The organism is Rhodopseudomonas julia, assembly GCF_030813515.1.
In the GTDB taxonomy this organism is placed as follows: domain Bacteria; phylum Pseudomonadota; class Alphaproteobacteria; order Rhizobiales; family Afifellaceae; genus Afifella; species Afifella julia.
The window spans coordinates 121,303-134,292 of sequence record NZ_JAUSUK010000002.1 but is presented as its reverse complement, the minus strand read 5'-3'; the positions used below and the strand labels follow the sequence as shown (position 1 = coordinate 134,292).

The following is a 12,990-nucleotide window of genomic DNA, read 5'->3' as shown; positions in this document are numbered from 1 at the left end:
GCAGAAATCTGGCGCCGCAAACGATCCGCCGGCGGTCAGATGTCCTGGCCGGCCTGTTCCTTCTCCAGCTCTTCGAGCGCCTCGCGTGCTTCTGTGAGTTGGGGATGAATGGCAAGAGCGGCCTTGAACGCGGCGATCGCCTCGTCCTTCTCGTCGAGCTCGCGCAGGATCATACCGAGCCCCACGAGCGCCCCGAAATGACGCGGCTCGATCTGCAATGTGCGCTCGATATCGGCGATCGACTTGCCGTATTCCTTCTGCGCGAAATGCGCCGTCGCCCGCTTGTTCCAACCTTCGGCAAAACCTGGATCCAGAATCACCACCCGATCCAGCACGTCGAGAGCGGCGCCCCATTCCTCGCCGTTCATCGCCTGGCTCGCCCAACCCATGAACAGATCGATGGTGTCGCTGTCGGAATCGCGGAAACGGCGCAGAAGCTCTCGTTCCGCCGGCTTGGCGGATGCCTCGTTCGGCGCGACCTTGAGCATCTCGAAGAGTTCATCTTGCGAGAGATCGCGCAGCGCAGGCGCCTCATGGCGCATGATGGAAGAAGGATGGCCCGCAGAAGGATGGCCAGGAGACGGGCTGGCCCGAGGCAGCTCCTGCGCCCCGCCCTGAGACGGGATCATGAGAGCTGCAAGGAGCGCGGCGCAGCCGGCACTCAGGCACAAAAGATTCCTCATGCCGGAAAGCTAGAGCCTGCCGACATCGGCGTCAAAGGGGAAATGCAACAAGAGGCCGTACGAAGACGGCCACCGGAAGGGTTCAGCCCTGGCGGACTTTGAACTTCTTCTGCGTCTTGTTGATGATGTAGATACGTCCCTTGCGACGAACCATGCGGTTCTCGCGGTGACGGTTCTTCAGCGTCTTCAGCGAATTGCGAATTTTCATTGATCTCTCGCAGCGCCCTTCAGGCGCGCGCCCGTGCTCGTTTTCGGCGGTGAGATAGGCGCGGGCAGCGCCTTTTGTCAATCCGCGGGCGGGAGAAACAACACCTTGCGGGCATGACGCACGCCTCGCCACCACCTATGCTCACCCTCTTTGGTGCCGCCCCTGCAACATGCCAGGAGAACCGACATGCCTTCACCCATTCTCTCCTGGCAGGTCTGGGCGCTTCTTGCCGCCGTTTTCGCCGCGCTCACAGCGGTCTTCGCCAAAATCGGCGTCGAAAACGTCAATTCCGATCTCGCCACCTTCATCCGCACGGTGGTCATCCTGGTGGCTCTGGGCGGGATCCTCATCGCGCTCGGCGAATTTCGCACGTTGCCGGAGATACCGGCACGCAGTTACGCCTTTCTCGTTCTGTCGGGCCTCGCCACGGGAGCATCCTGGCTCTGCTATTTCCGCGCGCTCCAGCTCGGAAACGCCTCACAGGTGGCCCCGATCGACAAATTGAGCGTGCTTCTGGTCGCAATCTTCGGCGTCACCTTCCTCGGAGAGAAGCTGAGCGCCCTGAACTGGCTCGGCATCGCCGCCATTGCCGGCGGCACCTTCCTCGTCGCCTATCGCGCCTGAAGCTCGCTGCGGCCGCGAATGAGCGCCCCGAAGAGCTCCTCGTCGCCGATCACGCCTTTGACGCCGTCGTCGCCGACCACGATGAAATCCCCGCGATGCATGAGCCGCGCATCGATCAGATCGCGCAACCCGGTCTCGCGGCCGACCCGCACCAGGCTGCCAGGCGCCAGAGAACCGGAGCGGAGATTTTGCAGCTCGATGAGCGGCAGCGTCTCGCCGTTGCGGACGATCCCGTCCGAGACGAGCTCGAAGCTGTCACCGCCGGCCCTCTCGCCCGCAGCCGTCGCGCCACCCCCATTCGTGTGGACAGGCCGCATCACCTCCTGCGCCCGCAGGACGTTGAGCGGGTTCATATGCGAGACGAAGGCGCGCACATATTCGCTGGCTGGCGACAGCACGATCTCCTGCGGCGTGCCCACCTGAACGATGATGCCGCCTTCCATGATGGCGATGCGGTTGCCGAGCTTCAAAGCCTCGTCGAGATCGTGGCTGACGAAGATGATGGTGCGCTCGAGCCGGCGCTGCAGATCGAGAAGCTCGTCCTGCAGGCGGTCGCGGATCAAAGGGTCGAGGGCCGAAAACGGCTCGTCCATGAGAAGAATGGGCGCATCGTTGGCAAGCGCGCGGGCAAGCCCGACGCGCTGCTGCATGCCGCCCGACAATTCCTCCACGCGCTTGTCGCCCCAGCCGCCGAGACCGACGAGCTCGAGCTGGCGCTCGACATCCTTGCGCCGCCGCCGGCGCCCGACATGCGAGAGTTCAAGGCCGAGCGCCACGTTTTCGCGCACCGTCCGCCACGGCAGCAGCGCGAATTGCTGGAACACCATGGAGACGCGGTTGCGCCGGAGTTTGCGCAATTGGCGCGTTCCGCAGGAATGCACCGGCACGTCGCTCTCGCCGTCATGCACGAAGACTTCGCCGCGCGTCACCGGATTGAGGCCGTTGACGGCGCGCAGCAGCGTCGACTTGCCGGAGCCCGAAAGCCCCATCAGAACCACGACCTCGCCGTCATATACGTCGAGATCGGCGTTCTTGACGCCGACGATCTGGTTGGTCTCGTCCTGGATCTCGGCGCGGCTCTTACCGGCATCGATCAGAGGCAGCGCTTTCGCCGGATTGTCGCCGAAGACGATGTCGACGCCTTTGAAGCGGACGACCGGCTGGCGTGAGGATGTCGCGCTCATGCCTTTTTGTCCGTCTGGCCGCGGCATAGGCGATCGAGGATGATCGCGACGAGGACGATCGCCACGCCCACTTCGAAGCCGCGGGCGATGTTGACCTGGTTGAGCGCTCTCAGCGTCGGCACCCCGAGCCCGTCAGCGCCGACGAGGGCGGCAATCACCACCATGGAGAGCGACAGCATGATGGTCTGCGTCAGCCCTGCCATGATCTGCGGCAGGGCATAGGGAAGCTCCACCTTGAAGAGCCGCTGCCAGGAGGTGGCCCCGAAAGAATCGGCCGCTTCGATCAAAGGCTTCGGCGTCGACACGATGCCAAGCTGCGTCAGGCGTATGGGCGCGGGAATGGCAAAGACGACGGTTGCGATGAGGCCCGGCACCATGCCGAGCCCGAAGAGAATGAGCGCCGGAATGAGATAGACGAAGGTCGGGATCGTCTGCATGAGATCGAGGATTGGCCGCAGCCCCTGCATCAGCCAGGGCCGACGCGCCGCCGCAATGCCGATCGGCACACCGATCACCATGCAGATAATGGCGGAGGAAAGAACGAGAGCGAGCGTTTCCGTCGTTTCTTCCCAATAGCCCTGATTGACGATGAGCAGGAGACCTGCCGCCACGAAGATCGCAAAAGCCAGCGAGCGCCGCAGGAAAAAAGCCAGCAGCGCTGTGAATGCGATCACTGCAAAAGCAGGTGGCTTTTGCAGGGCGAACAAAATCGCGTCGATCACATAGCTGAGGGCGAAAGAGATACTATCGAAGAAGCCGGAGGCGTTGGCTGTCAGCCAGTCGACACCGTCGCGCGCCAATGCGCCGATCGGCAGTTTGTGCTCTGTCAGCCACTCCATACGCTCTTCGTTCCCCCTTGCTTCGCCGTGCGAAACAGCGCCGGCCATGGGGGCGCAAGAAACCAGACTCCTCGGCGACTTCCAAGTGCAATCGCACGACTGGCCCCGCCTCGTACCGTCTTCAGGCGTGGCGCCCGGACGTCGAAAACACCTCTTCACGCGGCCGTGAAGTCGCTCGAAACCTCGCTTTCTGGCCAAGACGGGAACGCCCGATTTCCACAGCGCGGCTTTGTCACAGAGGCGACGCCTCGTCGGGGGTAGATTTCGCCGGCGAGGGCCGAGCGGACGGAGGGGCGGCGTCCCTCCGAGCCAGTCTCTCTCGGGCGCGGCTTATTTGGCCGCGACGTCATGCTCGGCCGCCTGATCGAAGAGCGCACTGAACTTCTTCTTCGCCATGCCGGGCGTCTTCACGGCCTTGGCCTCTTCGAGATTGCTCGAGGGATCGCCGACGACGATGAGCGCCACCATCCCCATGGCGAAATGCGGTGTGCAGCGAACGCCGTAGACGCCTTCCTTATCGAGCGTCACGGAGAAGTCCTTGCTCGTCTTGCTCTTGAAGGCTTCAGCACCCTCCGGGAGCATGCCCTTCATGGTTTCGGCGTTGTGCCCAGGATTGGCGGCGATGAAATTGATCGTGTCGCCCGGCTGCGCCCGCACGAAATCCGGTTCGAAGACCATGACGCCCTTTTCGCCCTTGTTGAGCATCTTCACATCGAACTCGTCCGCCTGAGCCGGGAGCGCAAAGGATGCGAGCGCGAGGCTGGCGGCGAAAGCGGCGAGAGAGGTCTTGGCGAGGGTCATGATCATGGTCCTGTCGTTGCGGCGCCCGGGGGTGCGCCATGGCGTCTTGATAGAGCCCTTCCGACCGACGAACTTTGTGCAATCACAAACACTTGGACCTTTGACGTGGCGCCACTGGCCCGTCTCTCAGGCGGTGAGATGGCGATAGATCGCCGGCAGCGCCGCCGGCAGCCGCTCGCCATAGGGGACGATCGCATAGGCGCCGCGGCCGAAGAGATAGGGGAAGTAATCGCGCGCCGCCTCATCGACGGTGACGCCGAAGACCCGAATGCCTTCCTTGCGCGCCTCCCGGATCGCCATGCGCGTATCCTCGATGCCGTAGCGACCCTCGTAATAATCGATGTCGTTCGGCTTGCCGTCGGTCAAAAGCAGGAGCAGCCGGTGCCGCTGCGGCCGCTCTTTGAGGCCGGCGGCAACATGCCGGATGGCAGCACCCATCCTCGTATACTGGCCGGGTCTGAGCGCCTCGATCCGCCGGATCACGTGTGCATTGAGAGGTTCGGTGTAATCCTTGACGCTTGCAACGCTCACAGATGTCCGGCGCCTGGAGGTGAAGGTGAAGATCGCATGCTCGTCGCCACAGGCGGTGAGCCCATGCGTCAGGGCGAGGAGCGCGCTCTTTTCCACGTCGAGCACGCGGTGGCCGCCAAGCCACGCATCCGTCGACAGCGACACATCCATGAGGACGGCCAAGGAGAGGTCGCGCTCGTTGGCGCGCGCAGTGGTGAAGACCCGCTCCGACCCCGCCCCACCGGCGCGGCGCTCGGCGACATCGCGGACGATGGCGGCGAGATCGATCTCCTCGCCGTCCGGCTCGCCATAAAAGATCTGGCGTTTCGGACGGAGCGCCTCGAACTGCCGCCGGACCTGGCGAATGCGCCGTTGCATCTCCGCGTCGGGCGTCCAGTCCTCGCCCTCTTCGGCCGCTGGTCCCGCGATCACCCGGCAATGATTGCGGCGATAGCTCTGCCGCTTAAAGTCCCATTCGGGATAGGTGAGGCTCGCAGAAAGCACCTCCCCTTCGACCGCTGCCGGCGCCAGATCGAGATCCATTTTGACCCGACTTGCGGCGCGCTGCCGGTTCGAGCCGATGCTGAGTTCGGGCAAATCGTCGGCCGCCTGCCTTGCGCCATCCTCGTCGTCGTCTTCGACCTTGCGGTTGACGTTGACCATTTCCGCAACGCTGAAGATCGTCTCGAACCGGTGCAGGATCAGAGGATCGCCGCGGTCGCTCTGCTCGCTCTCGTGGCGCGAGGCCCGCCGGCGCTTGGCATCGACCGTGACGGATTCCCCGCCCGGCTCGTCGCCCTCCTCCGCGCGGGCCAACCCGTCGCCGGCCATCACCTCGCCCCAGAGCGGCACCGGCAGAAACGGCCGGTAACCCCGCGGGGCTGAGAGGCCGGCAATGGCAACATGCGGGTCCTCGATCAGTGCCAGAAACCGTCCGCCATCGGCCCGGCGGCCACCCAGAAGGCTCACGATCGCAGCCTCGATCTCGGCCTCAGTGCCGGAGAGAGCCCGGCGCGGACGCACTTCGAGCGTCGCCTGCCGCAAGCGCTGATAGGTCACCCTCAATCCGGGCCAGGCAACAAGCGTCGCACGAATGGCAGCGACCGCCGCCCGCAGCCGCAAGACGTCCGCAACGAGCGGATCGGCGGCCATCGGTGTCGCGCCGGCATGCGCGAACCAGGCCGCAAGCCATTCATAAAGCGCCTCGTTGTCGGCGCGGGCCGGAAAAACGTCGAGGACCTCCGGCAGCCGCAACGTCTCAGCATCGAGGATTGCCTGGGGCATCTTTTCCGCTCCGAGCCCAACCTTTTGCAGGAGAGGCAGCCGATGCCCGGAGACGCTTGCCGCCCCTTCCGTGATGCGGACGGCACCGCTGCCGCCGAAGGCACGAAACATGACGCCGAGCCGCCTGCGCCCCTCGTCGAGACGGACGGCAGCCTCCGAATAATGCCGATAGGTGCTGACGCCGCCCACAAGCCGGTGCCAGAAAACCCCGACCGTCTCCTCAGGCTCGAAGATCGACATCGCCGTCAGCCGAGCGCGATCTCGGCGATGCGGGCAAGCGCCATCATCACCTCGGGATCGTCGGTCAGGGGCTGCAACAACGCCGCCTCGATCGCGATCTCCGGCTTGATGCCGCTTGCGATCAGGCTGGCGCAATGGATGACGAGACGCGTCGAGGCGCCTTCCTCGATGTCCTGGCCCGTGAGTTCGCGAAGCGCATTGGCGACCCGCACGAGCGGCACGCAGCGCTCGCGCGGCAAACCGCTTTCGCTGGCGACGATGCGCGCCTCTTTCTCAGGTGCCGGAAAGCCGAACTCAAGCGCCACAAAACGCTGGCGCGTGCTCGGCTTCAAGGATTTCAGGACATTCTGGTAGCCGGGATTGTACGAGACGACGAGCATGAACTCCGGCGGGGCCGCAATCAGCTCGCCGGTACGTTCAAGCGGCAGGAGGCGCCGGTCGTCGGTAACAGGATGCAACACGACGGTCACGTCCTTGCGGGCCTCCACCACCTCGTCGAGATAGACGATCGCGCCTTCGCGCACCGCCCGCGTCAGCGGTCCGTCGACCCAGACCGTCTCCCCGCCCTTCAGAAGATAGCGCCCGGTGAGATCCGCCGAGGTGAGGTCGTCATGGCAGGAGACGGTGTAGAGCTTCCGCCCGAGCTTTTCGGCCATATGGGCGACGAAGCGGGTCTTTCCGCAGCCGGTCGGCCCTTTCAGAAGCACCGGCAGCTGGTTGCGATACGCATGCTCGAACAGAAGACATTCAGAGCCCGAGGGCGCATAGAACGGAAGCTCGGTTTCGGACGGGGCTGTGTTGATCAGCGCGGACATGATGGCTCCGGCGAGTGTTCGGGAGATTTCGGCTGCTCGGGAAGAGATGCCGGGCGGAGCACGCCGCCCGGCACAGGTATGATCTATTCGGCGGGCTGCATCACCGGCGCAGGGCGTGCCTTGCGCTCACGCACGGGCCCGAAGATCGAATAGAGATAAAGGATCGCGGCCACGGCCACCAAGGCGCCGGAGCCGAGGCGGATCCAGTAAAACAGCCCGAGCTGGTCCTGCACCTCCATATAGCTTTCGCCCATCACGCGTTGCAGCTGGATCTGGACGATGCCCGCGAAGGTGAGCGCGAAGGTCATCACCGTCATCGCCGTCGTCATGATCCAGAAGGAGAGGATGTTGAGCGACTGGTTGTAGGGCTTGTGGCCGCGCAGATACGGCATCGCATAGGTGATGAGCGCAAGGTTCAGCATCACATAGGCGCCGAAGAAGGCGAGATGCCCGTGAGCTGCGGTGAGCTGCGTGCCGTGGCTGTAATAGTTCACGAAGGACAGGGTGTGCAGGAAGCCCCACACGCCCGCGCCGAAGAAGGCACCCACCGTGCAGCCGAGAGACCACAGCATTGCGGCCTTGTTCGGATGATCCCGCCGACCGCGCCAGGCCATCGAGAAGGCGAAGATCACCATGGCGAAGAAGGGCGCGACTTCGAGCGCTGAGAAGATCGAGCCAACCCACTGCCAGTAGCCCGGCGCACCGATCCAGTAATAATGGTGGCCGGTGCCCAGAAGCCCCGAAAACAGCGCCAGTCCGACGATCGAATAGAGCCACTTTTCGATCACTTCGCGATCGACGCCGGTCATCTTGATCATCAGGAAGGCGAGGACGGAGGCCATCACCAATTCCCACACGCCTTCGACCCACAGATGGACGATGTACCACCAATAGACCTTGTCGAGGGAGATGTTGGTGGGCTCGTAGAAGGCGAACAGCCAGAAGACGGCGATGCCCCAGAGGCCCAGAAGCAGGACATTGGTGACCGCCGTCTTGCGACCGCGCAGCACCGTCATCGAAATATTGTAGAGGAAGATCACCGCGACGACGGCGATCGCCACCTTGATCCACAAAGGCTGTTCCAGGAACTCGCGGCCCTCATGGATACCGACCGTGTAGCCGGCGACGGCCGACAGCGCCCCGAACATCAAGAGCCCGAGCTGCACATAGGCGAGGAACGGGCTTTCGATATCCCGCTCCGCCTCTTCCGGCACGAGGTAATAGGCACAGCCGAAGAAGCCCATCAAAAGCCAGACGATCAGCGCGTTGGTGTGAATCATCCGGATGATGTTGAACGGCAGCAATTCCGACAGGAAGTTCGGCAGGACGTAGACGGTCCCAGCCAGCCCGCCGGCGAGAAGCTGGACGGCGAAGAGGCTCATGGCACCGGCGAAGTACCAGTACGCCACTCTTTGCGATGCGTATTTCATGGGCTTTGTTCCTTCAGCCGGCGTCGTTCGGCGGCCAGTCCTGCGTGTCGATGCGGCTGGTCCATTCCAGGAAGTCGATGAGATCGTTCAGTTCTTTTTCGCTGAGATCGAAGTGCGGCATCTGCCGGCGTCCTTCGATGCCGGTCGGCATGGAGCGGATCCAGGCTTTGAGGCCTTCGCGCGCGATCTCCGGATCGTCGCGCCCGCCGTAGCGCACCCAGACATTGCCGAGCTCGGGCGCGAAATAGGCGCCTTCGCCGAGGAGCGTGTGGCAGTCGATGCAGGCGTTCTTTTCCCACACCCTCTTGCCATGCGCGACGGCCGGCGTGAGCGTCGCCGTATCGGTCGATTGGCTCACGATGTGCCAATGGCTCTCCGCCGTCAGGCCGACGAAGGCGACGAAAAAGAAGATCGACCCGCCATAGAAGATGTTGCGGGCCGCGGATTTGGTGAAGCGCTCGCTCATCGCGCGTGGCTCCGGTGACAGGCAGGCATGGCGTTCCTCTTGCTGCAGGCACTCGTGTCGATGGGCAGACGACTTACGCAGCCACGCCCCGGCGCTCTTTGCAGAAACGCAAACTTTGGAAGCGGCAGGAGTTTCGTGCTCGGAACGGCGCCATATGCGGCGGGGCCACGAGCTTGTGTTTGCGCAAAGTCGCGCGCGCTCGCCCCTGCTACCCGCCCTTACGGAACATCAGAGGACTTCGGCGATGACGGAGGCGGCGATGACGGATGCGGCAGAGGAGATTGCGGAAGGCTGGGGCCCGCTCGACGGCTTGCCCGGCAATCCGATGATGTGGATCCTGATCCTGGGAGAAATGCTGGTCTTCGCCATTCTCCTCGCCGGCTTCAGCATTGCGAGAGCGCTTCATCCCGCGGAGTTCGCGGCCTCGCAGGCGCATCTCGACCCACTCCTCGCCGGCCTCGCCACGATCACGCTCGTCACCAGCGGCTGGCTTGCAGCTCATGCGCTTCACTGCGTCCGGCGCGGAGAGAGCGGGCGCCCGCAGCTTGTCGCGGCGATGCTGATCGGCAGCGGCTTCCTGGTCCTGAAGGGCATCGAATACGGCCGGGAGTTTGCGGCCGGCATTGGCATCGAGACCGACACCTTCTTCACCCTCTATTTTCTGATCACCGGCTTCCATGCGCTCCACGTGGTGATGGGCATCATCGTGCTCGCCATCGTCGCGTGGCAGAACAGTGCCGAGAACATCGAAACCGGGACCGCGTTCTGGCACATGGTGGATCTCGTCTGGATCCTCATCTTCCCGACCCTTTATCTGCTGCGGTGAGGGCAATGCGGGATATCGATCTGGCATGGCTCGCGCTCGTCGCGCTGACGCTGTTGTCGCTCGGCACCAGCAGCACCGCCGGTGCCGTGTCGGCAGCCCTCATCCTCGCCCTTGCCGCGGCCAAGGCGATGGCGGTGCTGCGCTGGTTTCTGGAGAGCGGTGAGGCATCCCGAGGCTGGAGGCTCCTGCTCGACTTCTACGTCGTCGCCATCTGCAGCACCATCGCCGGCATCTTCGTGATCGCGGGTCAATTTGCCGAGGCGGGATGAAGCCCGCACGCCGAGGTCTCAAAATTCTCGGCTCTGCGGCAAGTTTTTCGAAAGCCTGGTTCCGCTCGTGAAAAGCCATTCCTTGTGCGCGCAGGCTTTCGCGCACAAAAGGTGCGGGCGCTGCGGTCGAGGCCGCTTCCTTAACCGGCCGCTGCGCTGCTAATAGCCGAGATCTTATGCTTCAGCTTTCCCCACATTCAGATAGAGACGCGCCCGGCGGGTCCGCAGACGACGCTGCCATCGTGCGCTTCGCCTCGGCCGGCAAGCGTTTTGCGGCACCGGACGGTGGCGCCGAATTCGTCGCCCTCGAAGACATCGATCTCACCGTTTCTGAAGGCAGCATCACCGGCATCATCGGGCGCTCCGGTGCCGGCAAATCGACACTCATCCGCATGGTCAACGGCCTGGAACGGCCGAGCTCCGGGCATGTCATCGTCGATGGCATCGACGTGGCGGCGATGGACGAGCGCAAGATGCGCACGCTGCGGCGGTCGGTCGGCATGATCTTTCAGCATTTCAACCTGCTCTCGGCGCGAACGGCCTATGCCAATGTGGCGCTGCCTTTGGAAATTGCGGGCGTCTCTAAGGCCGAGATCGCCAAACGCGTCACGCCGCTCCTCGAGCTCGTCGGCATCGCCGACAAGCGCGACCGTTACCCGGCCGAAATGTCGGGCGGCCAGAAGCAGCGCGTCGGCATCGCCCGCGCGCTCGCCACCAACCCCAAGGTTCTCCTGTCGGACGAAGCGACGAGTGCGCTCGATCCGGAGACGACCCGCTCGGTTCTGGCACTCCTGAAACAGGTCAACCGCGAGCTCGGCCTCACCGTCCTGCTCATCACCCACGAAATGCAGGTGGTGCGCGAGATCGCCGATCATGTCGCCGTTCTCGACCGCGGCCGCATCGTGGAGAAGGGTGACACCTATTCGGTCTTCGCCCGGCCGCAGCATCCGGTCACGCGCACCTTCCTGGAAGGCGTGACGGGCGTGCGTCTGCCCGCCTTCGTCACGGAAAAGATGACGAGCGAACCGGAGCCAGACGCCGAGGCAGTCGTCAAAATCGTCTTCACCGGCCCGACCGCGACCGATCCGATCCTCGCCGAAATCGGCAAGACGCTCGCGACCGACGTCAACATTCTGGCCGGCGCAGTCGATGAAATCGCCGGCAAGCCGTTCGGCACACTCGTCGTCGCGCTCGACCAGGCGGCGCTCGCACCGGCGCAGGCGCTCATCGAAGAGCGCGGCCTGACCTCGGAGGTCCTCGGCTATGTCCGCTAACATGTTCTGGCTGCTCTGGTCGGCGACGCTCGACACGCTTTTCATGGTCGCCGTCTCCGCCCTCATCGGCGTCGCCATCGGCGCGCCGCTCGGCATCTTTCTCGCCACCAGCCGCAAGGGCGAGCTCTTCGCCGCCCCCGCCGTCAACCGCATCCTCGGCGCGATCGTGAACGCTGTGCGCTCCACGCCCTTCATCATCCTGGTGGTGGCGATCATCCCCTTCACGCGGCTTCTGACCGGCACCTCGATCGGCACCACCGCGGCGATCGTGCCGTTGACGGTGGCGACCTTCCCCTTCGTCGCGCGCCTCATCGAATCCTCCATCCGCGAGGTCGATCCGGGGCTGATCGAGGCGGCGCGGGCCATGGGCGCGAGCCCGCTGCAGATCGTCCTCAAAGTGCTGGTGCCGGAAGCGCGGCCCTCCATCACCCTCGGGCTCACCCTCACCGTCGTCAGCCTCATCGGCTATTCCGCCATGGTCGGCGCCGTCGGTGGCGGCGGCCTCGGCGACCTCGGCATCCGCTACGGCTATCAGCGCTTCATGCCCGAGATGATGCTGGCAGTGGTCGTCGTCCTCATCGTCCTCGTTCAGGCCGTGCAGTCGACGGGCGACAAGCTCGCCCGTCATTTCGACAAGCGCAGCCGCAGCAACTGAGCTTCAAAGACCCTCTCAAAACGGAAAGTATCGTCATGGCTTTGAAAACACTCCTCCTCGCAGGTTCGCTGGCCCTCGGCCTCGCCGTTCCCGCTCTCGCAGAAACCATCACCGTCGGCGTGACGCCCGGCGAGCAGGGCGAGATCATGGAAAAGGTCCAGGAAATCGCCGCCAAAGACGGCCTCGACATCAAGGTCTTGGAATTCTCAGACTACGTCGTTCCGAACCAGGCGCTGGCCGACGGCGAGCTCGACGCCAACGCCTTCCAGCATCAGCCCTATCTCGACGCCCAGATCGCCGATCGCGGCTTCGACATCGTCGCCGTCGCGCCGACGATCAACACGCCGATGGGCGTCTATTCCAACAAGGTCGAAAAGATCGACGACCTTCCGGAAGGTGCCAAGGTCGCCATCCCGAACGATCCGACCAATGGCGGCCGCGCGCTTCTCCTCCTTCAGGATGCCGGCCTCATCACGCTTGATCCGGATGCCGGCTTGAAGGCGACGCCGCTCGACGTCACCGACAACCCGAAGAACATCGACATCATCGAGCTCGACGCGGCGCAGCTGCCCCGCTCCCTGCCCGATGTCGATGCGGCCGCCATCAACACCAATTATGCGCTGGAAGCCGGCCTCGACCCGCGCGCCGATGCCATCGCCAAGGAATCGGCGAAATCGCCTTACGTGAACGTCATCGCCGTGCGCAGCGAAGACAAGGACGCGGAGTGGGTGAAGCGGTTCGTCAAAGCCTATCACGACGAGGCAATCCGCGACTTCATCAACGAGCGTTTCAATGGTGCCGTCATCGCCTCCTGGTGAGGCTGAGCCGTCATCTCTGAGAATCGCCGACGCGGAGCGTTCAGCGCCGCGTCGGCAATCTCCT

General features: G+C 64.0%; 15 protein-coding genes. 6 read left to right on the top strand and 9 right to left on the bottom strand.

The genetic code is table 11. The features are described from left to right. Nucleotides 1–35 precede the first annotated feature (35 nt). The gene (locus J2R99_RS09800) at nucleotides 36–629 is read right to left on the bottom strand and encodes a tetratricopeptide repeat protein (protein ID WP_307154307.1); all 594 of its coding nucleotides are present in this window, start codon (nucleotides 627–629) and stop codon (nucleotides 36–38) included. 136 nt (nucleotides 630–765) lie between these two features. Further along, nucleotides 766–891 (bottom strand): type B 50S ribosomal protein L36, encoded by a 126-nt coding sequence (gene ykgO, locus J2R99_RS09795; RefSeq protein ID WP_092815928.1) that lies wholly within the window; start codon nucleotides 889–891, stop codon nucleotides 766–768. A 186-nt stretch (nucleotides 892–1,077) separates the two neighbouring features. On the opposite strand from ykgO, the gene J2R99_RS09790 reads away from it, so the two are divergent. Continuing rightward, nucleotides 1,078–1,515 (top strand): EamA family transporter, encoded by a 438-nt coding sequence (locus tag J2R99_RS09790; RefSeq protein ID WP_307154306.1) that lies wholly within the window; start codon nucleotides 1,078–1,080, stop codon nucleotides 1,513–1,515. Here J2R99_RS09790 and choV read toward each other — a convergent pair. The 7 genes from choV to J2R99_RS09755 all read right to left on the bottom strand — a co-directional run bounded on the left by choV (nucleotide 1,503) and on the right by J2R99_RS09755 (nucleotide 9,084). Then, nucleotides 1,503–2,699: a choline ABC transporter ATP-binding protein gene (gene choV, locus J2R99_RS09785; protein ID WP_307154305.1), complete on the bottom strand. Its 1,197-nt coding sequence runs from the start codon at nucleotides 2,697–2,699 to the stop codon at nucleotides 1,503–1,505. The genes J2R99_RS09790 and choV overlap by 13 nt on opposite strands. Then, the gene (choW, locus tag J2R99_RS09780; protein ID WP_307154304.1) at nucleotides 2,696–3,538 is read right to left on the bottom strand and encodes a choline ABC transporter permease subunit; all 843 of its coding nucleotides are present in this window, start codon (nucleotides 3,536–3,538) and stop codon (nucleotides 2,696–2,698) included. Before choW ends, choV begins: the two co-directional genes overlap by 4 nt. 330 nt (nucleotides 3,539–3,868) lie before the next feature. Further along, complete coding sequence (locus tag J2R99_RS09775) at nucleotides 3,869–4,339, bottom strand: pseudoazurin (RefSeq protein WP_307155671.1); 471 nt, start codon at nucleotides 4,337–4,339, stop codon at nucleotides 3,869–3,871. A gap of 126 nt (nucleotides 4,340–4,465) precedes the next feature. Next, nucleotides 4,466–6,373, bottom strand: coding sequence for a nitric oxide reductase activation protein NorD (locus J2R99_RS09770; protein WP_307154303.1), 1,908 nt, complete (start codon nucleotides 6,371–6,373; stop codon nucleotides 4,466–4,468). A gap of 5 nt (nucleotides 6,374–6,378) precedes the next feature. After that, nucleotides 6,379–7,188, bottom strand: a complete 810-nt coding sequence (locus tag J2R99_RS09765; RefSeq protein ID WP_307154302.1) for a CbbQ/NirQ/NorQ/GpvN family protein — start codon at nucleotides 7,186–7,188, stop codon at nucleotides 6,379–6,381. 83 nt (nucleotides 7,189–7,271) lie between these two features. Beyond that, the gene (locus J2R99_RS09760) at nucleotides 7,272–8,618 is read right to left on the bottom strand and encodes a cbb3-type cytochrome c oxidase subunit I (RefSeq protein ID WP_307154301.1); all 1,347 of its coding nucleotides are present in this window, start codon (nucleotides 8,616–8,618) and stop codon (nucleotides 7,272–7,274) included. Between the two features lie 13 nt (nucleotides 8,619–8,631). After that, entirely contained in the window at nucleotides 8,632–9,084 is a 453-nt protein-coding gene (locus J2R99_RS09755; RefSeq protein WP_234629003.1) for a c-type cytochrome, read from the bottom strand. Nucleotides 9,085–9,343: 259 nt separating this feature from the next. Here J2R99_RS09755 and J2R99_RS09750 point away from each other — a divergent pair, with 259 nt between their 5' ends. From J2R99_RS09750 to J2R99_RS09730, 5 genes are all read left to right on the top strand, one after another. Beyond that, nucleotides 9,344–9,910 (top strand): cytochrome c oxidase subunit 3 family protein, encoded by a 567-nt coding sequence (locus J2R99_RS09750; protein ID WP_307154300.1) that lies wholly within the window; start codon nucleotides 9,344–9,346, stop codon nucleotides 9,908–9,910. Nucleotides 9,911–9,915: 5 nt separating this feature from the next. Then, nucleotides 9,916–10,179 carry a cytochrome C oxidase subunit IV family protein gene (locus tag J2R99_RS09745; RefSeq protein ID WP_307154299.1) on the top strand — a complete coding sequence of 88 codons (264 nt, stop codon included), beginning with the start codon at nucleotides 9,916–9,918 and terminating at the stop codon, nucleotides 10,177–10,179. Between the two features lie 176 nt (nucleotides 10,180–10,355). After that, the gene (locus tag J2R99_RS09740; RefSeq protein ID WP_307154298.1) at nucleotides 10,356–11,453 is read left to right on the top strand and encodes a methionine ABC transporter ATP-binding protein; all 1,098 of its coding nucleotides are present in this window, start codon (nucleotides 10,356–10,358) and stop codon (nucleotides 11,451–11,453) included. Further along, nucleotides 11,443–12,108, top strand: a complete 666-nt coding sequence (locus tag J2R99_RS09735) for a methionine ABC transporter permease (protein ID WP_234629007.1) — start codon at nucleotides 11,443–11,445, stop codon at nucleotides 12,106–12,108. Before J2R99_RS09740 ends, J2R99_RS09735 begins: the two co-directional genes overlap by 11 nt. Nucleotides 12,109–12,149: 41 nt before the next feature. Continuing rightward, nucleotides 12,150–12,926: a MetQ/NlpA family ABC transporter substrate-binding protein gene (locus J2R99_RS09730; RefSeq protein ID WP_307155670.1), complete on the top strand. Its 777-nt coding sequence runs from the start codon at nucleotides 12,150–12,152 to the stop codon at nucleotides 12,924–12,926. Nucleotides 12,927–12,990 lie beyond the last annotated feature (64 nt).

Bases quoted from the DNA above. Each gene is read 5' to 3' on its own strand.
- choW (WP_307154304.1), bottom strand. From the start codon at position 3,538: ATGGAGTGGCTGACAGAGCACAAACTGCCGATCGGCGCATTGGCGCGC.
- J2R99_RS09745 (WP_307154299.1), top strand. From the start codon at position 9,916: ATGCGGGATATCGATCTGGCATGGCTCGCGCTCGTCGCGCTGACGCTG.
- J2R99_RS09765 (WP_307154302.1), bottom strand. From the start codon at position 7,188: ATGTCCGCGCTGATCAACACAGCCCCGTCCGAAACCGAGCTTCCGTTC.
- J2R99_RS09770 (WP_307154303.1), bottom strand. From the start codon at position 6,373: ATGTCGATCTTCGAGCCTGAGGAGACGGTCGGGGTTTTCTGGCACCGG.
- J2R99_RS09775 (WP_307155671.1), bottom strand. From the start codon at position 4,339: ATGACCCTCGCCAAGACCTCTCTCGCCGCTTTCGCCGCCAGCCTCGCG.
- J2R99_RS09755 (WP_234629003.1), bottom strand. From the start codon at position 9,084: ATGAGCGAGCGCTTCACCAAATCCGCGGCCCGCAACATCTTCTATGGC.
- choV (WP_307154305.1), bottom strand. From the start codon at position 2,699: ATGAGCGCGACATCCTCACGCCAGCCGGTCGTCCGCTTCAAAGGCGTC.
- J2R99_RS09800 (WP_307154307.1), bottom strand. From the start codon at position 629: ATGATCCCGTCTCAGGGCGGGGCGCAGGAGCTGCCTCGGGCCAGCCCG.
- J2R99_RS09750 (WP_307154300.1), top strand. From the start codon at position 9,344: ATGACGGATGCGGCAGAGGAGATTGCGGAAGGCTGGGGCCCGCTCGAC.
- J2R99_RS09740 (WP_307154298.1), top strand. From the start codon at position 10,356: ATGCTTCAGCTTTCCCCACATTCAGATAGAGACGCGCCCGGCGGGTCC.
- J2R99_RS09790 (WP_307154306.1), top strand. From the start codon at position 1,078: ATGCCTTCACCCATTCTCTCCTGGCAGGTCTGGGCGCTTCTTGCCGCC.
- J2R99_RS09760 (WP_307154301.1), bottom strand. From the start codon at position 8,618: ATGAAATACGCATCGCAAAGAGTGGCGTACTGGTACTTCGCCGGTGCC.
- ykgO (WP_092815928.1), bottom strand. From the start codon at position 891: ATGAAAATTCGCAATTCGCTGAAGACGCTGAAGAACCGTCACCGCGAG.
- J2R99_RS09735 (WP_234629007.1), top strand. From the start codon at position 11,443: ATGTCCGCTAACATGTTCTGGCTGCTCTGGTCGGCGACGCTCGACACG.